The organism is Myxacorys almedinensis A (genome assembly GCF_010091945.1).
GTDB lineage: Bacteria > Cyanobacteriota > Cyanobacteriia > Leptolyngbyales > Leptolyngbyaceae > Myxacorys > Myxacorys almedinensis.
Genome location: NZ_WVIE01000008.1, coordinates 107,907 through 131,689 on the forward strand (window position 1 = coordinate 107,907; position 23,783 = coordinate 131,689).

At 51.8% G+C, this 23,783-nt stretch carries 23 protein-coding genes; 13 read left to right on the forward strand and 10 right to left on the reverse strand.

Features of this window, described 5'->3' with window-relative positions; translation table 11 throughout:
• Positions 1–336 precede the first annotated feature (336 nt).
• The 6 genes from GS601_RS08805 to GS601_RS08830 all read left to right on the forward strand — a co-directional run bounded on the left by GS601_RS08805 (position 337) and on the right by GS601_RS08830 (position 6,180).
• Positions 337–1,437, forward strand: coding sequence for a type II secretion system protein N (locus GS601_RS08805; RefSeq protein WP_162422905.1), 1,101 nt, complete (start codon positions 337–339; stop codon positions 1,435–1,437).
• A gap of 69 nt (positions 1,438–1,506) precedes the next feature.
• On the forward strand, positions 1,507–2,082 hold the full coding sequence (locus GS601_RS08810; protein WP_162422906.1) for a TIGR04376 family protein: 576 nt from the start codon (positions 1,507–1,509) through the stop codon (positions 2,080–2,082).
• Positions 2,075–2,254, forward strand: coding sequence for a hypothetical protein (locus tag GS601_RS08815; protein WP_162422907.1), 180 nt, complete (start codon positions 2,075–2,077; stop codon positions 2,252–2,254). The genes GS601_RS08810 and GS601_RS08815 overlap by 8 nt, the downstream gene beginning before the upstream one ends.
• A 156-nt stretch (positions 2,255–2,410) precedes the next feature.
• Complete coding sequence (gene sat, locus GS601_RS08820; RefSeq protein ID WP_162422908.1) at positions 2,411–3,574, forward strand: sulfate adenylyltransferase; 1,164 nt, start codon at positions 2,411–2,413, stop codon at positions 3,572–3,574.
• Between the two features lie 71 nt (positions 3,575–3,645).
• On the forward strand, positions 3,646–3,828 hold the full coding sequence (locus GS601_RS08825; RefSeq protein WP_162422909.1) for a hypothetical protein: 183 nt from the start codon (positions 3,646–3,648) through the stop codon (positions 3,826–3,828).
• Positions 3,829–3,930: 102 nt separating this feature from the next.
• A complete protein-coding gene (locus GS601_RS08830) occupies positions 3,931–6,180 on the forward strand; it encodes a caspase family protein (protein ID WP_162422910.1) in 2,250 nt (749 codons plus the stop codon).
• A 118-nt stretch (positions 6,181–6,298) separates the two neighbouring features.
• Here the strand turns inward: GS601_RS08830 and nrdJ are convergent, their stop codons facing one another.
• From nrdJ to GS601_RS08845, 3 genes are all read right to left on the reverse strand, one after another.
• Positions 6,299–8,626 (reverse strand): ribonucleoside-triphosphate reductase, adenosylcobalamin-dependent, encoded by a 2,328-nt coding sequence (gene nrdJ, locus GS601_RS08835; RefSeq protein WP_162422911.1) that lies wholly within the window; start codon positions 8,624–8,626, stop codon positions 6,299–6,301.
• 286 nt (positions 8,627–8,912) lie between these two features.
• On the reverse strand, positions 8,913–10,193 hold the full coding sequence (gene sbcD, locus GS601_RS08840) for an exonuclease subunit SbcD (RefSeq protein ID WP_162422912.1): 1,281 nt from the start codon (positions 10,191–10,193) through the stop codon (positions 8,913–8,915).
• A gap of 15 nt (positions 10,194–10,208) precedes the next feature.
• The gene (locus GS601_RS08845; RefSeq protein WP_238393163.1) at positions 10,209–11,177 is read right to left on the reverse strand and encodes an SDR family oxidoreductase; all 969 of its coding nucleotides are present in this window, start codon (positions 11,175–11,177) and stop codon (positions 10,209–10,211) included.
• Between GS601_RS08845 and GS601_RS08850 the strand changes: the two genes are divergently transcribed.
• Together GS601_RS08850 and GS601_RS08855 are read left to right on the forward strand one after the other, a co-directional pair.
• On the forward strand, positions 11,176–11,445 hold the full coding sequence (locus GS601_RS08850) for a glutaredoxin family protein (RefSeq protein WP_162422913.1): 270 nt from the start codon (positions 11,176–11,178) through the stop codon (positions 11,443–11,445). The genes GS601_RS08845 and GS601_RS08850 overlap by 2 nt on opposite strands.
• 43 nt (positions 11,446–11,488) lie before the next feature.
• Positions 11,489–13,018 carry a UDP-N-acetylmuramoyl-L-alanyl-D-glutamate--2,6-diaminopimelate ligase gene (locus tag GS601_RS08855; protein WP_162422914.1) on the forward strand — a complete coding sequence of 510 codons (1,530 nt, stop codon included), beginning with the start codon at positions 11,489–11,491 and terminating at the stop codon, positions 13,016–13,018.
• A gap of 93 nt (positions 13,019–13,111) precedes the next feature.
• Here the strand turns inward: GS601_RS08855 and GS601_RS08860 are convergent, their stop codons facing one another.
• Together GS601_RS08860 and GS601_RS08865 are read right to left on the reverse strand one after the other, a co-directional pair.
• The gene (locus tag GS601_RS08860; RefSeq protein WP_162422915.1) at positions 13,112–14,053 is read right to left on the reverse strand and encodes a tetratricopeptide repeat protein; all 942 of its coding nucleotides are present in this window, start codon (positions 14,051–14,053) and stop codon (positions 13,112–13,114) included.
• A gap of 207 nt (positions 14,054–14,260) precedes the next feature.
• Positions 14,261–14,563: a hypothetical protein gene (locus GS601_RS08865; RefSeq protein ID WP_162422916.1), complete on the reverse strand. Its 303-nt coding sequence runs from the start codon at positions 14,561–14,563 to the stop codon at positions 14,261–14,263.
• Positions 14,564–14,838: 275 nt separating this feature from the next.
• Here GS601_RS08865 and GS601_RS08870 point away from each other — a divergent pair, with 275 nt between their 5' ends.
• From GS601_RS08870 to fni, 4 genes are all read left to right on the forward strand, one after another.
• Complete coding sequence (locus tag GS601_RS08870) at positions 14,839–15,420, forward strand: Uma2 family endonuclease (RefSeq protein WP_162422997.1); 582 nt, start codon at positions 14,839–14,841, stop codon at positions 15,418–15,420.
• Between the two features lie 326 nt (positions 15,421–15,746).
• On the forward strand, positions 15,747–16,013 hold the full coding sequence (locus GS601_RS08875) for a hypothetical protein (protein ID WP_162422917.1): 267 nt from the start codon (positions 15,747–15,749) through the stop codon (positions 16,011–16,013).
• 132 nt (positions 16,014–16,145) lie between these two features.
• Positions 16,146–16,682 (forward strand): bifunctional pyr operon transcriptional regulator/uracil phosphoribosyltransferase PyrR, encoded by a 537-nt coding sequence (gene pyrR, locus GS601_RS08880; protein ID WP_162422918.1) that lies wholly within the window; start codon positions 16,146–16,148, stop codon positions 16,680–16,682.
• A gap of 15 nt (positions 16,683–16,697) precedes the next feature.
• The gene (gene fni, locus GS601_RS08885; RefSeq protein WP_238393165.1) at positions 16,698–17,771 is read left to right on the forward strand and encodes a type 2 isopentenyl-diphosphate Delta-isomerase; all 1,074 of its coding nucleotides are present in this window, start codon (positions 16,698–16,700) and stop codon (positions 17,769–17,771) included.
• A gap of 90 nt (positions 17,772–17,861) precedes the next feature.
• On the opposite strand, the gene surE is transcribed toward fni, so the two are convergent.
• Positions 17,862–18,665, reverse strand: coding sequence for a 5'/3'-nucleotidase SurE (gene surE / locus GS601_RS08890; protein ID WP_338016998.1), 804 nt, complete (start codon positions 18,663–18,665; stop codon positions 17,862–17,864).
• Positions 18,666–18,697: 32 nt separating this feature from the next.
• Here surE and pheS point away from each other — a divergent pair, with 32 nt between their 5' ends.
• A complete protein-coding gene (pheS, locus tag GS601_RS08895) occupies positions 18,698–19,699 on the forward strand; it encodes a phenylalanine--tRNA ligase subunit alpha (protein WP_162422919.1) in 1,002 nt (333 codons plus the stop codon).
• A 126-nt stretch (positions 19,700–19,825) separates the two neighbouring features.
• Here the strand turns inward: pheS and GS601_RS08900 are convergent, their stop codons facing one another.
• The 4 genes from GS601_RS08900 to GS601_RS08915 form a co-directional block, all read right to left on the reverse strand.
• On the reverse strand, positions 19,826–20,713 hold the full coding sequence (locus tag GS601_RS08900) for an alpha/beta fold hydrolase (protein ID WP_162422920.1): 888 nt from the start codon (positions 20,711–20,713) through the stop codon (positions 19,826–19,828).
• 213 nt (positions 20,714–20,926) lie between these two features.
• A complete protein-coding gene (locus tag GS601_RS08905) occupies positions 20,927–21,277 on the reverse strand; it encodes a DUF1815 family protein (protein WP_162422921.1) in 351 nt (116 codons plus the stop codon).
• Between the two features lie 585 nt (positions 21,278–21,862).
• Positions 21,863–22,075 carry a DUF2839 family protein gene (locus GS601_RS08910; RefSeq protein WP_162422922.1) on the reverse strand — a complete coding sequence of 71 codons (213 nt, stop codon included), beginning with the start codon at positions 22,073–22,075 and terminating at the stop codon, positions 21,863–21,865.
• A 70-nt stretch (positions 22,076–22,145) separates the two neighbouring features.
• Positions 22,146–23,693 carry an ATP-dependent DNA helicase gene (locus GS601_RS08915; RefSeq protein WP_162422923.1) on the reverse strand — a complete coding sequence of 516 codons (1,548 nt, stop codon included), beginning with the start codon at positions 23,691–23,693 and terminating at the stop codon, positions 22,146–22,148.
• Positions 23,694–23,783 lie beyond the last annotated feature (90 nt).

A 23,783-nucleotide genomic window follows, 5' to 3' on the forward strand; every position in this document is an offset into this window, starting at 1 on the left:
AGTCTGAATTTTTAAGTCTGAGTTTTATCGACCTCATGTTTTCTGAGCAGAGTGCGATCGCACCCTCATTTTCCTAACGCAGATAGCGCTTCATCTTGGAACTCCTTAAAATTTGTCCTCCGTAACTTGATCCCATTTTCAATAGGGCGAGTATAATCGCAAACATCACCCTCCTCAGGCGTTGCGTAGAGTTTAACGTCAGGCTAGCTCTGAGTGTCGCTTTATATTCCGCTTGGGTTAGGGTGCGGTTCGCACTGCCAAGTTTTGCAAAAGCGGTGGAATCTTTAGGGCATTCCATATCTACTGTTCGTTTGATTTGTCATCCATAGCAAAGCCATGCCTCAAGACATCAACGGTAATAAGGCTCTTCTTGATCCGTCCCAAGATGCTCCTGGGAAAGCCTTTCAAGCCGTCATGCCATCACAATCTTTTCGGGTTGATTCGTTTGCCGATCGGCTGATGGATGATCTGTTTGACGATGTGGAACGACTGTTAGATGGAAGTCTACCACCGCCACCGCTGAAACGGATCGAAACTGCAAAGCGCCAACCGATGGACGTTAACCCGACTCCTCAATTTTCAGACCTCGTTCCACAGCCCCATCTGCCGCAGTGGAATACGTTGATTCGAGAGGACAGTCTGGCGGTGCCGGAAGTTCATGAATTGATGAATGGCAAACCTCAGGTGTTGCGGCTCAGTAGCGTGTTTCAAAAGCTTCTAGTCGTGGCGCTGTTTGCCTCTGCGATCGCAGCAGCGAGTCTGTGGCTGACGCAACGGGGCATGGTGGGTCGGCTCGTTAGGGCGATCGCTCAAGAGCCGCAGGTGGTTGCCCCAGTTGCGATCGCAAAAGCGCCCCCGGTAGAACACAATCAACAGTTTTCGGAATATGTGCAGCGATCGCTAGCTGCCATCGATCGCAAAGCGGCCAGCGGAAAGCCAATGAATGGGGCAACCGTTCCTTACAAAAATAGCCTTCCTACGGCGGCAGGCAGTGGCGCAACCTCTTCTACACCACTGCCAAAAGTGCCAGTCGTGATCAACGTTCCTCCGATCGCGGCAGCCCCTCCTACGGCTCCGGCTGCCGTTATGGTTAACGATCCTGCCCGCCAAGAATTAAATCAACTTTTGGCAAGACTTTCAGGCGTTTTAGAAAGAATGTATCCTGCCAATCGCCCGCAGATTCAGCAGGCGATGGCATCTGCCACAAAAGCCGTGCCCAGCACTCCCGAACTTCAACGCACGATTCGCGGCTTGGTGATTGCCACCGATCCTACCCAGTCGGCGGCGTTGGTGGAGACAAACGGTGTAACCCAGCGCTACTATACGGGTGAAACCGTTGGGTCTAGCGGGTGGAGCATTGTTGAGATTGCTGGCAGTAGTGCTGTCTTAAGACGAAATGGGGAACTCCGAACGCTCTCGACTGGGCAAAAATTCTAAAATAGCGGTTAGGGGGAGTCGGCTAGTCGCCTTGCTCCTAAATTTAATCGCTAGTATCGGAGTTTCACTATGGGTCTGTTTGATGATCTCAGCCGGTTTTTAGAGAGCCGACTGGATGAATTTTTGAGAAACAATCCTCATCTCGAACTGCAAGCATTGGATGAGAACCTCCGAGAGCAAGAGTTGGAAACTCGGCGACTGATTGTAGACTTGCGATCGCGCGAAAAGCAGGTTGAAAGCGAAATTCTCTCAACGGCGCAGGAAATTCAGCGTTGGCATATCCGCATTGAAAAAGCAAAAGCCGCCGGACGACTGGATTTAGCCGAGCCTGCTCAAACCCACGAAGCGTCGCTCTTGCGCGATGGCAATCAGAAATGGGGACAAATGCAAGTGTTGAGAGAGCGCATCAAACACACCGAAGACCTTCGACAAAAAATTCAGGTGCGCCAGCAGGAAGTGAAGGCAGAACTGGCGCAAGTGCAAACGGCACGGGCAACCCAAGCCGAGCAGCGCTGGGCATCTACAGGTTGGAATCAGAGCCGGAGTGCATTTAATGATCCTAGCGACCCATTAGAGCAAAAATTTAGAACGTGGGAAACCCAGGAAGAGCTAGAGCAGATGAAGCGAAAAGCGGGGAATGGGTAAGACCGCCGCGATCGCACGGCGAATTAGGGATATCGGCATAAACCTGACTATGGATACCCAGATCTGGGGATATCCAAACTTTGTGGATCTGCCCGTTTGGTGTTTGGCGAACCAGCGCTCACTCGCGATCGCGGGTTCAGCCCCCTCAATCTTTCAAATTTGGCGAACCTGAAACGCTGGCTTCGGTTTTTCAGCCATGCCAGAATCCCAGTTCTGCCCTTGCTTTCTTTGCAAAAGAGACCGCCTAAATACCTCACATCCTGCTACCCTCAGTAAAGACCCCTTTCTTGAGCGGAAAGGAGGAGTTTACCCCCTACTGGCTGTAATTATGAGTGATCGCGATGGTATCGCCCCCCACGGTGGGCAACTAATTAACCGCATTGCAACGCCCCAAGAGCGTGAAGAATTTCTTTCTAAAGCAGAATTTTTGCCAAGAGTGCAGCTTGATGAGCGGGCTGTGTCTGATTTGCAACTCATTGCGATCGGGGGCTTTAGTCCGTTAACCGGGTTTATGGGCAAAGCCGACTACGATCGCGTCGTGAGCGAAATGCATCTCGCCAATGGGCTACCCTGGTCAATTCCCGTTACGCTGTCTGTCACCGAAGAGATTGCAGATTCTCTGAAAGAAGGCACACTGGTACGGTTGGATGATACTACGGGACGCTTTCTTGGCATTTTGCACCTCGCCGAAAAGTATGCGTACGATAAAATTCACGAAGCCATCAACGTTTATCGTACTGATGAAGAAAAGCATCCTGGGGTTGCGGTTGTTTACCGTCAGGGAAACGTGAATCTTGCAGGAGACGTGTGGTTGCTAGAGCGAGAAGCTCACCCATTATTTCCTACCTATCAAATTGATCCGGCGGCATCGCGGCAGATGTTTCGCGAAAAAGGCTGGCAAACGATCGTTGCCTTTCAGACACGCAATCCCATTCATCGCGCCCACGAATACATTATCAAGTGCGCGTTAGAAACGGTGAACGGTTTATTTTTGCATCCTCTGGTGGGGGCAACGAAAGAAGATGATATCGCCGCTGATATTCGGATGCGGTGTTATGAAATTATGCTGGAGCATTATTTTCCCCGAAACCAGGTCATTCTTGGCATTAATCCGTCTGCAATGCGCTATGCGGGACCTCGTGAAGCCATCTTTCATGCGCTGCTGAGAAAAAATTATGGGTGCACTCACTTTATTGTCGGTCGTGATCACGCGGGTGTTGGTGATTACTATGGCACCTACGATGCTCAATCTATTTTTGATGAGTTTGATGCGGCGGCGTTGGGCATTACGCCGATGAAGTTTGAACATGCGTTTTACTGCACTCGAACTCAGGGCATGGCAACGACAAAAACAAGTCCGAGTATGCCTGAAGAACGCATTCACCTGTCTGGAACCAAAGTCCGAGAAATGCTTCGTCGGGGAGAATTGCCGCCTCCAGAATTTTCTCGTCCTGAAGTAGCTGCCGAACTTGCCAAAGCGATGAAAGTTTAGCCCATTTTTAGCCCTTTGTTCTAGCGACTAGGCTTCTTGTAAAAGTGGAGTGGCAACGGATGGGATAACCGATGGAGCGGATGAGCAGAGGGTTTTGGGGCAACGTCTCCTCCGTTATATCTGGTTCATCCGCTACCCTGTCTGCTGCTGACGGATTTATGCCAGAAGTCTACTGTTCTAGCCCACCGTTATTCACGCCAGATTTTGTCGTGCTCTTCCTTAGAGGCAAGGAGGAGATTGGGTCGATCGGCTGAATTTTGGGATTGCTGATTAGAGCGCAAATCTTTTCTAAATTGCGAATTTACGAATTCGTTAGCTGTTACCCTGATAGCTATGAGCATAGGGTAGTTGAGAACATGAAGCGGCGATCGTTGTTGCGAAGAACGGGGCTTTTGCTTGGCGCTTGGGGCGTAAGTGAACTCGGCTTGTCTCTAGGCGTTCCGATGGTGAGCCGCACCGCTTCTGCCTTGGCTCAGCCGACAACTCGTAAGCTTGCTCTGCTGATTGGAATTAATGCGTATCGCAATGAGCCGCTCAATGGCTGTCTCACAGATATAGAATTGCAGCGAGAATTGCTGACTTATCGGTTTGGGTTTCAACCGGGTGATATTTTAACCCTCGCAAATGAAAAAGCAACGCGATCGCAGATCGAAACCGCTTTTACAGAGCATCTGATCCGGCAAGCGAAACCGGATGATGTGGTCGTGATTCATTTCAGTGGCTACGGTAGCCTGCTCAAGCTGGGCACGGCAGACGAGATTCAGCCCGCGTTGATCACCGCTGATCTGCCCTCTGAAGAGTTGCTCACCAATGCAATTCCAGAAGACACTCTGTACCTGTTGCTGCGATCGCTGCAAACCGATCAAGTCACCACTGTTCTCGACACAAGTTATGTTTATCCGGGGTCTGCCCTCCAGGGCAATTTGCGGATTCGCTCTCGCCCTGCCGATGGCGTTGCTTCCCTCGATCAAACAGAACAGCTTTTGCAACAAGACCTGCTCAACACCCTAGCTCTCGATCGCGCTCAAGTGCGCACTCAGCGGCTGTCTGGGCAGATGCCGGGAATTATTTTGGCGGCGGCAGGTGATCAGCAAGTTGCCACCGAAGCGCCGTGGAATGGATTTCATGCAGGGCTGTTTACCTATGCGCTGACTCAGCAGTTGTGGCAAGCGCTGCCCCACTCGACCCTGCGCGTCAATCTTAGCCGCACCGCAGAACGCCTTGGCAAACGAGTCGATCAAAAACAGCAGATTACCATCAGTGGAAAAAATCGCGGCTCATCGGGCGGCATTCTCAGTGCGCCCCACTTCTCAATGCCCTATAATTTATCGCCGTCGCAACCTCCAGCAGATGGTGTAATTACCGCCACAGATGATCCCAAGACCGTGCACCTGTGGCTGGGCGGGCTAGCGCCGCAAGTCTTTGAGCAATATAGTCTCAACTCGTTGTTTACGGTGGAATCAGACTCAGTGGCATCAGCCTCAGATGCTCAGCCGCTTCCCTTGCTGCAAGTGTATGAACGGAATGGACTCACGGCTAAAGCTAAGGTTGTGGCAACAAGCTCGACGCAAGATGCAGTGCTGGCGGTTGGGCAGCGCGTGCAAGAAGCGATTCGGGTGTTGCCGCGCACGGTGGGGCTTGCGATCGCCATCGATAGCCATCTCAAACGGATCGAGCGAGTTGATGCAGTCAGCGCTTTTTCGGCGGTGTCCTACGTTTCGGCGGCGACGGCGGGCGAACAGGCGGTCGATTATGTGTTTGGCAGGGGTCGTGCCACCACTCAAGTTGCGTCTCTCTCGACCGATGCGATCGTGGGATCGATCCCGCCTTCGAGCTATGGGCTGTTTTCCCAAGGGCGTGACGTGATTCCAAAAACGCTGGGTGACTCGGATGAAGCCGTTAAGCTGGCTGTCCGCCGGTTAGCACCTCAACTGCAAACCTTGCTGGGGGCTAAAATGTTGGGGCTAACGGTGAATGATAGCTCGTCTCAGTTGGGGGTTCGAGCTACGTTGGCGCAGCTTGGGTCGCCAGAAAAACTGCTCGTGCAGCAGCAAACTGATCGGGTCGCGAGTGATCCTAATCTCATTACCCCTTCTGATGGAAAGTTGATTACAATTCCGATTGGTAATCGCATTCAATATCGCATTGAAAATACTAGCACCCAACCTATTTACGTATTGGTGTTGGGGTTGGATAATTCGGGGACTGCAATTGGGGTTTGGCACAATTCTGAAGCCGCCCTGCAACCGTCTTCTCCGAGCACTATTCCCGATCAGCCCTACTGGGTTGCACCCGGCGAAAGCGCTTTTATTCCCGTCTCTGCGCCAAATTCAGAATGGGTGATTCGCGACCCGGTGGGGCTAGCCGAAACCTATATCATTTGCAGTCGTGCCCCGTTTCAGCAAACCGAAAGCTTGCTCAATAGCAATCTGAGTAGTCGGGTGTTGCGCCCGATCGACAATTTTTTAGAGGTGGCTCAAGCGGTGGTGCAAGATTTGCATCAAGCCAGCGATCGCGCCTCTCAGTGGATTGGCACCTCTGATGTATTTACGCTAGATGTGAATGCATGGGCAACGTTTCGGTTTATTCATCAAGTCACCGCCTGATCAAATCCGGCAGATTAGGGCTTGATTTAAGGACTGAAGTACTGTCAAAAACGCCAAAAAAAGGCAGAGGAAAGGCAACGCTCCCCTGCCGTTAAACGCTAGTGATGAAAGGGATAATCTAGCCTTTCTGTTCTGGCAACATGCACTTGTCGCTGTCGCACCCTGCTGGCCCTTCCGCGATCTCCTCACCCGAATCGTAGCGGCTTAGGGCACTATAAAAATCGCTGGTGCGCTGACGAGCGATCACCTCAGCCTGGAGTGATGTGTAGGTTGCCTGATCGATTTTTTCAAACGGCAGCCGGGGAAACGGGGCATCAAATCGAGCTAGCAACGCAGCACTGATGTAGCCTTCATTGGTTGCGATCGCGTCATAAATTCGGGTTGCCAATGCCTCGATTTCATCTTCGCGAAGCTCGATCGTGGCGCTGGTGTTGTGGGCAGTGTAATATTTCTGCACTTGCAAGTAAAAATCCATTTGTGCCAACGCCGAGAATTTCTCAATCTCGATTTGGTCTGCCCCTGGAATCGTTGCCCACGGCACTTCGACTGGAATTTCAACCAGCCATTCGCTACACCGAGGATCAAACGGATCGTTGAGCAAGTTGCCGTTCTCGTCTTTATCCGACTGGGACGGCACAATACTGTAGCCGTAGTCTAAACATGCCATCGCAACGGGATCGTTTTTGCGGAAAGTAATCCGACGAATGAACCGCTGAGCCTTGGGCGGATGCCATCCTGGGCTTGCCCCCGTCAGCAAAGATTTTGTGCCCGCAGGCTGAACGGTGGTGCAGCGATTGGGGCGACGCAGCCCATGGCGATCGCAGTACTCCCACACCACCCGATGCACGATCGCTTTCCACCGGCTCAGGTATTCTTTCTCTCGCGCCTTGAACTGCAAACCCGTTACTGTATCCGGTCTGCCAGCTTCCCACCAGCGCAACCACTCAACGCCAAAGGCATGAACGAAAAAGTCAAACAAGCCGGTAAACGAGACGCCCACGATCGGGTCGAGGTCACGAGAATACTGATATCGCGGCTCAGCAAAGGTGTGATTGAGCAGCGCTGCGACCGACAGCGCCCCGGCTGTAAACGCCTGCTCTTGGGCGGCATCATCTAAGGGATCAATCTGATTGAGGTGAACTTCAGATAAGTTGCAGTGAAAATTTTCGCCCAAAATTTCGCCACACGGATTCAGCCCATAGCGCCCTAACCGATGGTCGATTTCTTGGTCGAGCATTTTGCCATCGTGCTGTTGCAGCCACTGCCGACCCCGACCTGCCTCATACGCCTCGATGAACGCCGATTTTAGCTCAGGGGTGGTCAGAATATCGGCGTTAGATCGGGCGATCGCTTCCGGTGCATACTGAATTGCACCCTCGCCAGAGTAAAACTGCTTTCGCACCGCCGCGATCGATTCGGGCAGGGTTGGCTTGTGGTGGTAGACGCGCGTGTGGTTTGCCATCCGTAAAACGTCGCGATCAGGATCAATGCTCCAGTTGCCGCTTTCGTCTTGCTGCCACAAGTTTTCTTTTGCCGCCGCAAAGTCAATATCTTCACTGCTGCCCTGGCGCATCCCGGCTGAGCGTCTGATGTTTCCGGCAACAACGCAGGCAGCCGCCTCGTCAATCAGCAAGCAGCACTCAACCGGCGACAGTTTCCGACCCACGGCTCGGTTTAAAACGGTGACACAGCGATCGTAGAGTTCTGGCAGTTTTACCGGGTTAGCCACGCCACCAAAGCCTTTGAGCCGCTCTCCGGCGGGGCGCACATGGCTGAGATCAACCGACACATCAACCACTCCAGCAGCAAACCGCGTATCGGTTGATAACTCTAGCAAGCCTTGATAGGAATCAACCCAGCCTTGGCGGCTATCTCCCACACGAATCGTGACGTGATTGCCGCTAACGGTGATCTCGGTTTTGTCTTGGCGTACGTTGGGGAGTGCCGTGCCAATTTGGCTCACCAGCGTGACGCTTAACCGATTCCGAATGGCGGGGAGTTGCTCGGTATATTTTGGCTCTAACACGGCTCCTGTGCCGCTTCCCATCATGGCAAGATCCATCATCAAGCCAAACGATCGCCAGTCGGTGACATTGGTGCTGGTGCAATTATACGAACCGGAAAAGTTTTCTGGCTTGGCGATCCAGCCTGTGCCGCCGACCCACAGCCAGCGACCAGAGGGCAAACATCGCATTGTCTGCTGCATGGTGTGGATCAGGGCTTTTTCTGCGGGGGTAAATTTGCCAAGCTCGGCAAGTCCGTTGAGGGTGCGATCGCTCACCTCTTGCCAAGACTCGCGACGAGCTTCTCCTAACTTGCGGCTATAGGTGCGGTAGAAAACCGGATTGGCTGCGGGAGCCGCTTCTGGAAATTGCCCATTCAGGTGGTGTTGAGGGGAGCTATCTGAGCCAGAATAGTCTCGTATCCGTGCGATGTCTTGAACCATGAGGGACTCCGTATGTCAGATGTAGAGGCAGATCGGGTTAAATCTAAACTTGCGACGCCATATCTAGGGTCACGCTATATGTGGTGTTTAATGTACACGCTGTTTTGATTTTGTGCAACCTTTCCTCAGATCAAATCTGCTAAGTGGTAGAACGGGAACAGATTGTCCTAAAGAGAGGGCGATGATCAACTTGGCGGCTTCTAGATAGCGCCTCCCTGACAAGTGCAGACGTACTAATCTTCCGTTAGAGTTTAGCAAGATTTCTGCACGTTGGCTACGACGGTTCTCAGAGCAACCGCAACTGCGTTTCAGCCGCCTCTTGTTCTTCGACCAAAACGACCTCTGCTAAAGGTTCTTGCTGCGCGAGGAGCCGCCGCGCCGCTTCTAAAATTGGGGCTTCGAGGTCGCGGAGGTCATCTCGATTGGAGAGGTAGGTTTTCAGCGCTTCAAACGGCTCGATCGCCGCTCCAACACCAAGTTCGGGGAGGCGCGATCGCGAGAAATAACTGACCAATTCTGACTGAATGGTGTAGCTGTGGGTAATCTCCAGCGCTTTATGAATTTGAGGGTCATCCAGGTGATCCAACTGTTCTGGACGAATCTGATAGTGCAATCGCACCACCGCATCTTGAATTAGCTCGGGTTTTAGAGCGCGAATCAATGCCGCTTGCGGATCTTTCTTTTCGGAAAGATCAACCTTGATCGTCCGAAACGATCGCACGGGCAACGGGCAGAATTCCACCGTTGTTGAACTGCCGTTTAGCTCCACGAGGACAAACCCCTTGTCTTCTTTCTCTTCGCTAAAATCAACTCGTTCAATGCTGCCAGGATATACAACAAACGGATTTTTACACAAAATTTGGTGTTTATGAACATGCCCCAGCGCAACATAATCAAAACACTCGCGAGTTAGAAACGACAATGGAATCGTAAACCCTTTTCCAACTGCTAAAAGCCTTTCTGCGCCATAGGTTGCAGTGTCGGTCATTAAATGGGCAAGCAATATTGTTGGAAGATCAGGATTGAGGTTGCGAATCTCGCCTTCTAGCGCCACCCGCAGGCGATCGAGCAACAATTGCCCGACTTCCAGCATCGACAACCCCTCAGTTTCGGGGCGCGTGAGAAGGGTCGATCGCGTTAGCCAGGGCAAGGTAATCACCTGCACTGTCCCGTTTCTAGTCTCAATCGTGTGCGTATCGAGGCGATCGCCAACCCGCACATTGGGCACACCCAGGGTACGGTAGATGCATAAACTTGCGCCGCCAGCCCCTTGAGAATGCTGATCGTGGTTGCCAACAAGTAATACCGTCGGAATTTTTGCCTCTACCAAGCGCTGAAACTGGCGGGCAAACGCTTGCTGAATGTAGGGTGGTGGCGTTGCATCCGGAAAAGCATCTCCGCCAAACAAGACGAGATCGACCGGTTCTGCCAACGCGCGATCGATGCATCGTCCTAACGTGGCAACAAAATCTTCTAAGCGCGTGTTTAGCCCTGTTTTCGGATTGATCCGCCCGTGCACAAATCCGCTACCTAAATGAATGTCGGAGAGATGGAGGACTTTGATCATGGCTGAGGGCAGACGCTAGCGGACGACGATTTTGCGAACAAGACTGCTGAAGGCGCGATCGCTGAGCAGCTTTCGTAATAGTAAAAGTGTACCTGCATTTCCGCCGGCTGGGTAGCGCAATCGAGAGGATTGATCGGTGGCGGCTTGGTAGATGATGTCTGCAACGGTTTCTGGCGTTCCGCCCGTTTCGCCGGCTCGGCTCATATTCGGCAAGACCTTGGCGACGAAAGCATCGTAGGCGGTTAGCCCAGGGCGGTGAGAGAGATCAGCGGATCGGCTGTAGAAGTCGGTCTTGATCGGACCGGGTTCTATGATCTTAACGCGGATGTTAAACGGCTCTAGCTCATACTGCAACGACTCTGAAAAGCCTTCGACTGCCCATTTTGTGCTGTGATAGAGGCTGTAGAGCGGAAACGCGAGCTTGCCAGCGATGGAGGAGACGTTGACAATTGTGCCAGATCTGCGATCGCGAAAATGAGGCAACAGCGATCGCGTTACGTTCATCAGCCCAAACACGTTGGTGTCAAACTGGCGTTGAATTTGTTCGGGTGTGCAGGCTTCAAAAGCACCCATCAGACCGTATCCCGCGTTGTTGACCAATACATCAATCTGCCCTACGCTGTCTAGCGCTTGGCTCACTGCCGTTTGGATGGAGGCTTGATTTGTCACATCTAGCGCTAAGCAGTGCACCTTGGCTAATGCCGCTAGTTCACCTGCTTTTTCGAGCGATCGCATGGTGGCGATCGTCGTCCATCCTTGCTGCTGAAATTTCAAGACAGCGGCTCGACCAATGCCAGAAGATGCGCCTGTAATCAGCACTGTTTTTGTTACTGTTCTCACTGGTTCTATCATGCGATCGTCATGCCCATCATCATTACCGCCATTACGATAACAGTTATGCCTTGAACGGTGCGTACGATCGATCGTACTCCTAAAATAGATCACGGTCAGAAAGCCCAGTAAGACGTTCTTAAGGTTCAGCATGAAACTGATTTTTTATAGCAAATCGGGGTGTCACCTCTGCGAAGGTTTGCAGGCGAAATTAGCCCAAGTTCGACAGCCAACAATTGAGTTAGAACTACGCGACATCACCACTCGTGACGACTGGTTTCAAGCCTATCAATATGAAATTCCGGTACTGCTTATAGAACACCCGCTCACGGCTCAAGTTGTCCCCTTGCCTCGGCTCTCTCCTCGCGCTACTGTTCAACAATTAGAGAGCCTGTTACAAAAATATTGCTCAGCAGGCTGATCATTGAGTAAACTCACGACAATCACCGGCATGGAGTGACCTTATGCAGCTTAAAGCGTTACTGGCAACGCTCCCCCATGGGGGCGATCTTCCCACCCATCCAGCACTCGCCCTAGATGTGAAAGGGTTGACGACAAATTCTCTCGCCTGTCAGCCTGGAGATGTGTTTATTGGAATGCCAGGAACCCGGGTTGATGGTGGAGATTTTTGGCAAAGCGCGATCGCGGCAGGGGCGATCGCCGCGATCGTCTCTCCCGACGCGGCAAGCCGAGCCATGGGCAATCCGGCATTTAGTTCAGAACAGCCGCCGCTGGTGATCCCAGCGATCGACATGACCCAAGCCTGCGCTCACCTCGCCACCACGTTTTACGACCATCCCGCCGCCAAACTAAAGCTCATCGGTGTTACGGGGACAAATGGCAAAACCACCACCACGCACCTGATCGAATATCTCCTCAATCAGGCGGGCAACCCAACTGCCATGCTCGGAACCCTCTACACACGCTGGCAGGGCTTTCAGCAAACCGCCGTGCATACGACCCCTTTTGCGGTGGAGCTTCAACAACAATTTGCCGCCGCCGTTGATGCAGGCTGTAAATATGCCGTGATGGAAGTCAGTTCCCATGCGCTTCATCAGGGGCGAGTGCTGGGTTGCCCGTTTGAGGTGGCGGTATTCACCAATTTGACACAAGATCATCTCGACTATCACACCAATATGGAGGATTATTTCGCGGCAAAGGCGCTGTTGTTCAGTCCGGCTTATTTAAAGGGGCGCGCGATCGTGAATCTCGACGACCCTTACGGACAGCGATTGCTCGAACACCTCAACGGTCAACCGGTTTGGAGCTATAGCACGCAGCAAAAAGCTGACTTGTGGACAAGCGATCTGAGCTACAGTCCGGCGGGGGTGCGGGGAAGGCTGCATACGCCGATGGGAGAGGTGCCGTTTCAATCGCCGCTTGTGGGTCAGTTTAATCTGGCAAATCTGCTGGCGGCAGTTGGGGCAGGGTTGGAATTGGGGTTGGGATTGGATGCGATCGCACAAGCTCTCCCCCATTTCTCCGGCGTTCCGGGACGGATGGAGCAAGTCCAAATCAAGCCCGATCAAGACATCAGCGTGATTGTCGATTATGCCCACACGCCCGATAGTTTGGAAAATATGCTGAACGCGGCGCGACCGTTTATTTCAGGTCGGATGATTTGTGTATTTGGCTGTGGGGGAGATCGCGATCGCACCAAGCGCCCGAAAATGGGTGCGATCGCTGCCGAGCTTGCAGATCAAATCATCGTCACTTCAGATAATCCCCGAACAGAAGACCCACAGCGCATTTTAGACGATGTGGTAGCAGGCATTTCTGCCGCGTCTGCGCCAACAGTGATTGCCGATCGAGCTATTGCCATTCGGACAGCGATTCTCCAAGCAAAGCCAGGAGACGGGATTCTTATCGCTGGCAAAGGACACGAAGACTATCAAATTTTGGGAACTGAAAAGATTCACTTCGACGATCGCGAGCAGGCAAGAGACGCTCTGATAAAGCGAGATTGCCAAACGGAGTTAGCAACGGATTCTTAAAAGACAAGGGGGCAGGATTTGGCAAATCCTGCCCTATCTTCGTTAATTTGATGTGGTTAATTTGATGTGGTTAATTTGGTGCGATCGCACCCTCTAGTTCGCAGGTGCAGGGCTACTTTCGGGTTGGGCATTGGGTGTTGCCGGAGCCGAGAAATCTCCTGTCGCTGGAGTCGTTGTACTTGCATTGGGCGCATCACTTGGCGCAGAAGAATTGGGGGCTGACGACGGAGGAGCCGCCGCAAACTTATTGATCTGATCTTTGAACTGAGCCGGAGCTAAAGATGCGGCTTTATCAAAAAACGGTTTCGCCTGATCGTCTCTGCCTTGCTCCTTAAGCACCTGTGCCTTATACAGCACGGGTTGGAAATCATTGGGGTTGGTCTGCATTGCCTGATTAAACACATTGAGTGCTTCATCGTAACGCTTCTGCGTGGCAAAGACTTTGCCCAACAGCACTTGGATAGCGGTTATATCAACACTTCCAGCCTGATTTTTGTTAGCGGCGGGCGCTTGCCTGAGCGTATCTTGCAACAGCCCGATCGCGGCTTCAGGGCGTTCTTGCTTCACGAGCAAATCTGCCAATCCTTGCAGGGATAGCAAATCTCCGGGCTTGTCTCGCAGCACCTCGCGATAGGTTTGGGCAGCACCCTCGCGATCGCCGTTATACTGCTTCACCTGAGCCAACAGCACAGCATACTCGGTCATTCCTGGATTCAGCCTTGAGAGTCTTTCGAGAGGCTCAACCATGCCTTTGGGATCGTTTAATTGCCGCCGCGCATCGAGCAATCCTCGGAGCGCTACCTGGTTGTCTGGCTCTTTTTGAAGGACGGCCTCATAGCCCTTTGCTTGCACCTCAAGTTCTCCCTTGCGCCCATCGGCGGAAGCCGACTGGCTGGGGTTTGGGCTGGCTTTCGACTGGGCGTCACTACTGTTGATCGCAGACGTAAGCAGGGGAATCATCGTTACCCCCAACAGCCCCACCGTTGCCACAATCAGCACAACATTTATCAGCCAACGATTCCGCTTTTCTGACACAAGATTGCCTCTTACTCTACGCAACCTATGATAGTTCGCAATTTGCGATTCGTACTTTATAAGTTGGCGTTGCTGATGCTGGGCAGACGCCGTTCTCTTGGCAACGCAGATTAACCCTTTCTCCCGCTTTTACAGCACAGGGTGGAAGGGTGGGCAATTTTAAGCAAATCCCAGCGACCCAAGCCTCAGCATTACCAACCGTTGGTATTATGAACTCGCTGTTGCCGGTTGTTGGCTGGCTGTAGGTAAGGTGGTTTGAGAAATGGGGCCTGCTTCTGAAATCTCAATGTGGTTGAGCAGCGTTGTGACGAAGGCAAAGAGCAGAAACGGCAGAGACAGCACCAAAATTAAGCCGACCGTTGCCAGGGCATAAACGGGGCGGCTAGCTCCCATGAGGGCCATTGCGGCTGCCAAACTCAGGAAGATAACAATTAACCAAACGATAATCTGACCGTAGACATCTCCAAAGGAAAGCGTACACTTCACTTGATACCGTTGGATGTTACTCATAGTTTCTAACCGTCTCGACTGTTTCTCTAAACGTAGCGTTTTCCTTAGAAAAGCGAGAGTCTTCTCAATGTTATTGAATGGATCTTAATCTACTGTTACAGAACTAATAGGGGGATGAGCCGTGTATTATTTCTATTCCTGCGTTTCATTTTTGAGGTGGTGATCTTGGGGCACGTTAGCGATCGCAGGTAAAAGTTTCACGACTCCTGACCTACGCGGAACGAAGGTCTATGCCACAATTGCAGGTACAGCGTTGGTCATTGAGGCGAATCCCTATGTTGTCTGAACCGCTCACTCTTAATCTTAGGACTGTCCAGTTTACGGATGAGCAGTTCTATCAGCTTTGTATGAGCAATCCAGATTTGCAAGTGGAGCGATCGCGTCAAGGAGAATTGATTCTGATGTCCCCAGTCGGCGGCTCTAGTGGTACTCGTGAGATGGAACTTGGCGGTGAACTTTATGTCTGGAATCGTCAAACAAAGCTTGGAAAAGTGTTTAGCTCGTCAACCATTTTTAAGTTGCCGGGTGGTGGAGACCGTTCTCCCGATGCCGCTTGGGTAGAGTTGTCGCGGTGGACTGCACTAACGCCTGAGCAACGATCGAAGTTTCCTCCGATTGCACCAGATTTTGTGTTGGAGTTGCGATCGCGCACTGATTCGTTAGAGTTGCTGCGATCGAAGATGGGGGAGTATCTAGAAAGCGGAGTGCGGTTGGGATGGTTATTCAATCCGCAGGATCAGCAGGTGGAGGTTTACAGGCAGGGAGAGGCAACGGAAGTACGATCGCTGCCGACAGAGCTATCGGGTGAGGCGGTGTTACCAGGGTTTGTGCTTCAGGTCGAGCGGTTTGAGGACTGAAGCAGAAAGATTAGCGCGTAGATGGAGAGGCTGGATTCACAGGAACGATCCTCTGGAGCTTGCAAGCAACCGCAGCTTGGAGTGGACAGTTTATGAGTTCAGTTTATCGTTCTTTTCTCTCGCTTCTGCCGATTATCTGCTGAAGCTACGGTTGAATGTGCCGCAGTAGTCGTTGCAGCCAGGTTGGAAGGGACGAGCGGGGTAGGTGATTCTTCTAAGTTGTCCAAGAACTCGCTGACGCATTGCTAGAGCCTGTAGCTAGAGAGATTCAGCTTTTTGGAAATGTTCTTGATAAATGCCCTTAATAATAGTAGGGAACTGCCAGATTGCTGCTTAGAAAGGCAAACGCCTCGATCGTAAGGGCAGAGATGGGGTCTGGCATAGGAACAGTGCTAGATAGTGCTACTTCTCTTCTACATCAAGAATCAACGTTTCTCCCTAAAGCTTCAGTGTTTCTATTTGATCTGCGATCGCTCCTATTTGATCAGGGAACGTTCCTGTTTAATTTAGGAATGTTGCTGTCTAGAGTGCGATCGCTGCTATTTAATCTAGGAACACTTCTGTTTGATCAGCGATCGCTTGCAAGCTTCTGAGGATGGCTCATATCTCGAAAGTCAATGCTCCACGTCAACAAGTCACCATTTGTCTATCAAGAGTCGCAGATCTATCTCTCGATTCCCTTGTACCCTGTACGTTAGCGCCTTTCACCTCTCTATCGTGCTGCCATGCCTCTCGAACACATTGAAATCTTATCGAGCGAAGAAGTCCGCCGTACTGTCAATCGCTTAGCCTCACAAATTGTCGAGCGCTCAGGCGATTTGTCTAAACTGGTGCTATTGGGAATCTATACGCGGGGTGTTCCCCTAGCAAACGTGCTTGCCGACCAGATCGACTTGCTAGAAAACGTGAGCGTTCCCCTCGGTGCGATCGATATCACCTTCTACCGAGACGATTTAGATACTATTGGAGTGCGAACGCCTGAAAAAACAAACATTCCGTTTGATCTCACCGGCAAAACTGTCGTACTCGTAGACGATGTAATTTATAAAGGGCGAACCATTCGCGCCGCATTAGATGCAGTAAACGACTATGGCAGACCAGAAGTGATTCGTTTAGCTGTACTGGTCGATCGCGGGCATCGAGAACTACCCATTCATGCAGACTTTATCGGCAAACAACTCCCTACCGCCAAAGAAGAAATGATTAAAGTGTATCTACAGGCTACAGACGGACGCGACGGTGTTGAACTTGTCAAAGGATAGAACCTCCAGAATCTTATGCTGAATCCATCCATGGGCAGAACAGATGCAACTCAGAGTAGCGCAAACGAAACCCAATCTCGCAAAGCCGATCATTTGAGAGTTTGTCTCGAAGATGACGTTGAATTTAGAGAAACAACGAGTGGATTAGAGGCATACCACTTTACCCACACCTGTCTACCCGACCTCAATCGAGACGAGATTGATATCAGCACCACGTTCTTGAACAAAGCCTTAGCGGCTCCGATTCTAATTTCCTCAATGACGGGGGGAACAGACCTGGCAAAGAGGATTAACTGTCGATTAGCCGCGATCGCACAGCAGTATCACCTAGCCATGGGAGTTGGCTCTCAGCGCGTGGCAATCGAGAATCCTGCGGTTGCCGATACGTTTGCCATCCGCGCGATCGCACCCGATGCATTATTGTTCGCCAATCTTGGAGCCGTGCAACTCAATTATCGGTATGGCATAGACGAATGCATCAAAGCGGTTGAAATCCTAGAAGCCGATGCGCTGATTTTGCATCTCAATCCGTTGCAAGAAGCGGTGCAAGCAAAGGGCGATACAAACTTCCGAGGATTGCTCGATAAAATTGCGATCGTGTGTGATACCTTACCCGTGCCTGTGATCGCCAAAGAAGTGGGCAACGGCATTTCGGCAGTCATGGCAGACAAACTCATCGCCGCCGGAGTTGCCGCGATCGATGTAGCAGGAGCAGGCGGCACATCGTGGGCAAAAGTGGAAGGCAGACGAGCACAAGACCCAAAACAGCGACGATTAGGCGCAACGTTTGCCGATTGGGGCATTCCGACAGCAGACTGCATTACTGGGCTGCGGCACATCGCGCCCTTTACGCCCCTCATCGCATCGGGAGGACTGCGAAACGGCTTAGATATCGCCAAAGCGATCGCCCTTGGAGCCGATCTGGCAGGGTTAGCCCTTCCTTTCTTGCAAGCCGCTAACGAATCAGAAACCGCCCTGCATACCCTGGTTGATATTCTTAAAGCAGAGATTACAACGGCTCTTTTTTGTACCGGAACCGCCACGCTTGCCCAACTCAAACGATCCGATGCGTTGGCTAAAAGAACGTGAGTTCGATGCATTGATTGGGCAGAGTGCGGGGAGCGATCGTCAGCGATCAAACAAATGCCAGCAACCAGATACGATGCGATCGCCAGCATCCTACCAAACCTTGGTCAGGCTCAATGTCCACTCTTGCGCCATCTTCATTCCCGAAGGGGATGTGAGATTATAGTGCAACGGCGTAATCGTGATGTAATTCTCGCGAATCGCTTCTACATCGGTAGGCGCATCGGCTGCCACATCTGGATCGTCAACATCTTCGAGCAATTCGCCTGCCAACCAGTAGTAGGTTTTCCCCCTCGGATCAACGCGCTTTTCAAACACATCAATATATCGGCGCACTCCCTGACGAGTGACGATCGCCCCCCGAATCTGATCTCGCGCCACCGATGGCACATTCACACTCAGCAACGTCAGTTCTGGCAAAGGATGTTTAGCAAGCTGCTCTACCAGCGCGCACGCAAAATCGGCAGCGGGCTGAAAGTTTTGAGATGAAAAGCTTGTCAGACTCAACGCCACGCTAGGAATGCCTTCAATCATGCCTTCCATCGCCGCAGACACGGTGCCAGAATACAGCACATCCGTTCCTAAATTCGCCCCATGATTGATCCCAGACAGCACAAGCTCGGGCGGCTCATCTAGCAGCGCCCAAATTGCTAATTTCACACAATCCGAAGGCGTCCCCGAACACGCCCAAACCTGGACAGCAGGATGAAACAGCGACTCGATTTTCTCGGCGCGAATCGGTTGATGCAACGTTAACCCATGACCTGTTGCAGACCGTTCTCGATCGGGACACACGACACTTACCTGATGCCCTGCCTCTGCCAATGTATTGGCTAGAGTTTGAATCCCCCGTGCATAAACACCATCATCATTGCTGATCAGAAGTCTCATTGCCATTACACTGATATAGACAAACGCACTTTCTTAGTATGACTGCTCAGACGATCGAACTCGAAGCGCAATTAGATGCAATCCGGCAAGCGGCTCAAACCGCGATCGCAGATGCCACTTCCCTTGACCAACTCGAACACCTGCGTGTGAAGTATCTGGGCAAAAAAGGGCCAATTCCGCAGGTGCTCGGCGGTATGGGGAAACTTGATCCGGCGGAACGTCCCCGCATTGGGGCGCACGCCAACGAGGTGAAAGAAGCGATTCAACAAGACCTCGATCGCAAAAAAACCGAGCTTCAGACCGCCGCTATCCAAGCGCAGCTTGAGACAGAAACCCTCGATGTGACCATGCCAGGAGTCTATCGATCGCAAGGCAAAATTCACCCGCTCAACAGCACGATTGATCAGGTTCTCGATATCTTCGTGGGCTTGGGCTACACCGTAGCAGAAGGACCAGAAATGGAAACCGACTACTACAATTTTGAGGCGCTAAACTTCTTGCCCGATCACCCCGCCCGGGATATGCAAGACACCCTCTATCTGCCCGATGGCAATCTGCTCAGAACCCACACCTCAACCGTGCAGATTCGCTATATGGAAGCCAACGATCCGCCGATTCGAGTGGCGGTTCCAGGTCGGGTCTATCGTCGGGACACTGTAGATGCCACACACTCGGCAGTCTTTAACCAAGTTGAAATTCTAGCGATCGACGAGGGCATCACCTTTACCGATTTAAAGGGCACGATCAAAGTGTTCTTGCAAGAACTGTTTGGCGATGTTGAAATTCGCTTCCGTCCTAGTTTCTTCCCGTTTACCGAACCCTCCGCCGAAGTGGATGTGCAGTGGAAAGGGCGCTGGTTAGAGATTCTTGGCTGCGGCATGGTTGATCCCAACGTGCTAAAAGCAGTCGGCTATGATCCCGAAATCTACACTGGGTTTGCTGCCGGGTTTGGGGTAGAGCGCTTGGCGATGGTATTGCATCAGATCGACGATATCCGCCGACTTTATAGCAGCGATTTGAGATTTTTGAAGCAATTCTAAACGGTGTAGCCTGCTCTAAATCATGCATCCTGACCAGCTTAGGCTAAAAGTCTTACGCCAAAAATCGTGTGATGCCGAAATCCGTTGCCACTCTACTTTTGCAAGACGTTTATTCTAGTCCTGCGCTTATCCCCAAGCCGGACTCCGCAAAAAGGCTAATAGCTCTCGATTGACGGTTTCGGGCGCTTCTTGCTGAATCCAGTGCCCACAGTGGGGGATCAGGGTCACCTGAAACGGAGCGGCAATCAGTTGATCCAAGCCTTCTGCAAGTTTGTGGCTGAGTAAGGTGTCTTCGGCTCCCCATAGCACCAGAGTAGGAACCGCGATCGGCTCAGGAGCGCGCCACAGGTCGCGAACCCAGTGAAACGGAAAAAATAGCTGGCGGTAATGGTTGAGGGCTGATGCGATCGCACCGGGCTTTCGTAGGGCTGCCTGATAAATCTGAGCACTCTCTTCGGTAAATGCGCCTTTGCGAACAGCTTGCTCTTGAAACATATTGCGAATAAATGCTCGTAAGTTAAGCTGAATCAACCATTCGGGCACTCCCGGCACTTGAAACGCCAGGACATACCAACTCCGGCGCAGTTGGTCTAAATTGCTCAACATTTCTTGGGCAAACCGTTGTGGATGAGGAGCGCTTAGCAGTGCCAACCGATCGAGGGATTGAGGAAACTTTTGAGCAAGATTCCATGCGATCGCGCCGCCCCAATCGTGCCCCACAACATGGGCGCGGCTGTAGCCCAAGTTTTCAATCAAGCTCTGCACATCGGTGGTTAGGGTGTCGAGGTCATAACCGCTAGCTGGTTTTTCAGAGTCGTTGTAACCCCGCAGATCGGGAACCACGACTTTATAGTAGCGAGCTAAGGCTGGAATCTGAAAACGCCAGGAATACCAAAACTCAGGAAACCCATGCAGCAAAATCACCAGATCACCGTCGCCCTGGGTGACATAGTGTAAGCGGATGTGATTTGCTTCGATGAAATGATGCTGCCACTGAGATTCAGAAACGGTCATAGCCAAAAGGTACAGCCTGTCGTGTACTTACGTATTCGTACACCCTTGAAGAGGGTTGGCTGCTGCTGCAAAACTTCGCTTCTCAGCTTATCACCGAAGCAGAGATTCTGGGATCGCTGGTTAAAATATCAGCCGCGAGGGGTGCTGTTCAGTTGGCTTAGCCGTCTGAAGCCTCGTAGAAGAAGCGATGACCCTCTAAGCGCGATCGCTACCCTAGCGTATGCTCCCCGCCGGGGCGGTCGGCTGATATTCCGAAGGCTTGATTTGGAATTTAATCAAATTAGCAAGTTCTTGAAGTTGGCTAATTGCTTCTGCGCCTTCTAGCTTCATCAATTCACGATCGTCGCGCATCTCCGTCCAGGTGATGCCATAGTCAGACACCAAAAATCGGATGAGATGGTTGTTGTCTAGGCTTACCATAAAAGAGGCGCTATTCATCTGACCACCGCAGGTGTAGCACGATGCGAGATAGCCTCGATTTTCTAGCACAGTCGCCAAGGCTTGGAGATTCATTACCAAGTCTTGGACAAATTGTCGATGTTGTTCAGCCAGTCTTAGAAACACGGGGATCATCCTCCAATCACCACAACCAATTCTAAACCTTCTCTTAAGATTTCAACGGCGAATTTTCTGATATAGAGAAACGCACCCGTGATGAAGAGAAATCTACAGAAGTTGTTAAAAAAGACACTTAGATTTCCTTGCCATGCTAACGAAATAGAGAGGGAATCAAAGTAGCGATCGCAACAAGTCAAAAAAACCTTTTGAATCTTGATGGTTCTTACAGCTTCGTAATATATTGACTTAAAAAGAAAAAAGCCAGAAGCCACTGAAACCGAGCACAGCCTGTCTAACCTTACATTCAGCAGCGTAACGCTTAATTCGGGAAAAAGCCCTTGAACAATAGATAGATTTAACAGGATAAATGGAGAAATGAACAAAAAAAGCGCTCTGATAAGCGCTCCTGATTAGGGCAATTAGTGAATCGAGTTGATTCAGACGTAGGCAGAACTCGCGCAGGGCATTACACCTCCTCGAATACTTTTGCCCCCAGTCCGTGCTTGCCAGAGAGGAACACAAGAGTCCGATCTTCCTGCTTGTGGGGACGAGAGGCGGGGAAGCGCGGTCTTTTTGCCTAAGTGTCTTTGCCTAATTGACCGTCCACCAGCCTACGGTCGGGCCAATAAACCGAATCGTCAACCACGCGGCAACCAGCAGGATGATTCCAGTCCAAGCACCAGTGATTGTAAGCTTTGTAAATCGATCAGCCTGAGTTTTGGTAAACGGCAGCCAAGGCGCAATATTTGGCTCTTTTCCGTACTGTTCACCAAGGGCTTCTTTACGACGTTTTGATTCTCCCACGTTTTAATTCTCCCACTATCCTGTCAGGGTAAGGTTTCCTCAGATCATAGCGTCTTGAGCAAAAGGACTGTTAATTTTCCCACGGATTGCTGGCGGCATGGCTAAAAAGGCTGGAATCTAAATAGCTGGTGCGCGCCAGGGGGCTAAGGGCTGCCAACACTTGAGCGCCATAGGTACGGTGAATGACGCGAGAATCTAGCAATGCTACCACGCCCTGCCAGTCGCGCACTGGGGCAACGGCGCGTTGCAGTTCGCTGAGGGCTTCGGGCAGCAGATAGAGCCGAAACCAGTCTTGGCGCAGTTGTTTGTAGTAGGCGACCCGTCCGGCGACTAGGGGATGCTCTAGGGACGGAATAGGGAGGGTAGCGATCGCGAGTACGCGCGGGGCAGGCAGCACACTCTGATGCTGTCGCCAAAATTCCCAGCCTGCGATCAAAATGCCGTTGTCGTCTAAACATGTGCGCTCAACCTGGACTCTAGAGCCAAATTCTGCCGCCAAGGTCGAACCGACCTGAGCCTTAAGCGGCGTATCGCCAATCAAAATCACCGATAGCCCTTGCACTGAGGTACTTGCCGTGAGCAGCGATCGCAGTTCCCCTAGCATAGCTGCCTGAAATTGCGGAGTGTTGGGCATCGGAATGCCTTCGGGCTGATAAAGCTGAATCACATCCTCCTGGCGATCGAGGGCAAATTTGAGGCACGTCAAATCGTCTTGCAAGCCGATGCGATCGCGGTAGATCGTTGCCTCTGGCTCTAAATCTAAAGCTCCGCCAATCAACACGGTTGGCTGCTGTGCCCAAATCGGATGTAGCGCCGACGCAATTTCTACCGGGGCACAGTGCAGCGAGAACTGCCCCGACTGCCGCTCGATCGTCGTCCACACTAATTCGTCTTTGAGGGGTAGACGCTCAAAAAACAGTTTCCAGGGCTGAGGCAGAGGGGAGGGCGTTCGGGGAATCGGGTGGAGGGTGCGCTGGAGGGCATAAAGCAGATCTCGCTCTTCCTGCTCAATTAAGTAGCATTCGTAGGGATTGGCAGGATGTTGAAAGAGCGATCGCGTCAGTTGAATTCTCACGTCTCGGATCGCCTCTTGATGGCTAGGACACGCTAGCATCAGCGCCTCCCAATCGGGGGTGTGAAGATGTGTGGTGAGATGGTCGCGAGTCCAGGTTTCGAGATCGTCAACGCCATCAATAATGGTAGGAATGCCCGCCGGAAACCGACCTTCACCTCTAAGGCGATCGCTCAGCCATGCCTCTGGAGTCGTCAGCACAATACCCTGATAATCACAACCAATCCAGCGATCGCTAGTTTGAATGGGCTTTGGGTGGCTAATCCACTGGCGCAACCGTGGGATTTCTACCCGCAAAATGCGCTGCTGCACAGAGTCGGTCGCCACCAAAATCACCGGCTCTTGCCACATCAAAATCGGCACCAGGTAGCTCAGCCGATAGCGCCCATGATAGCCCGACGGCGCTCCCGTCTGAATCAATGCACTACGACCCAACCGCAGCGCACGCGCCACCAATCGAGCCATCGTTAAATGGTGTGCCCAATAGGGTTCACCTTGCTCCCTCAAGAAAGCGCGGAGTTGCTGATGGACTTCTACCTCAATCACAGGGCTGCACTCACTGCGTACTAGAGAACCATTCTGACACACCTAAAAAAAGGAAAACGGTAAAAGCGAACCAGAAAACTCAGGCGGGTC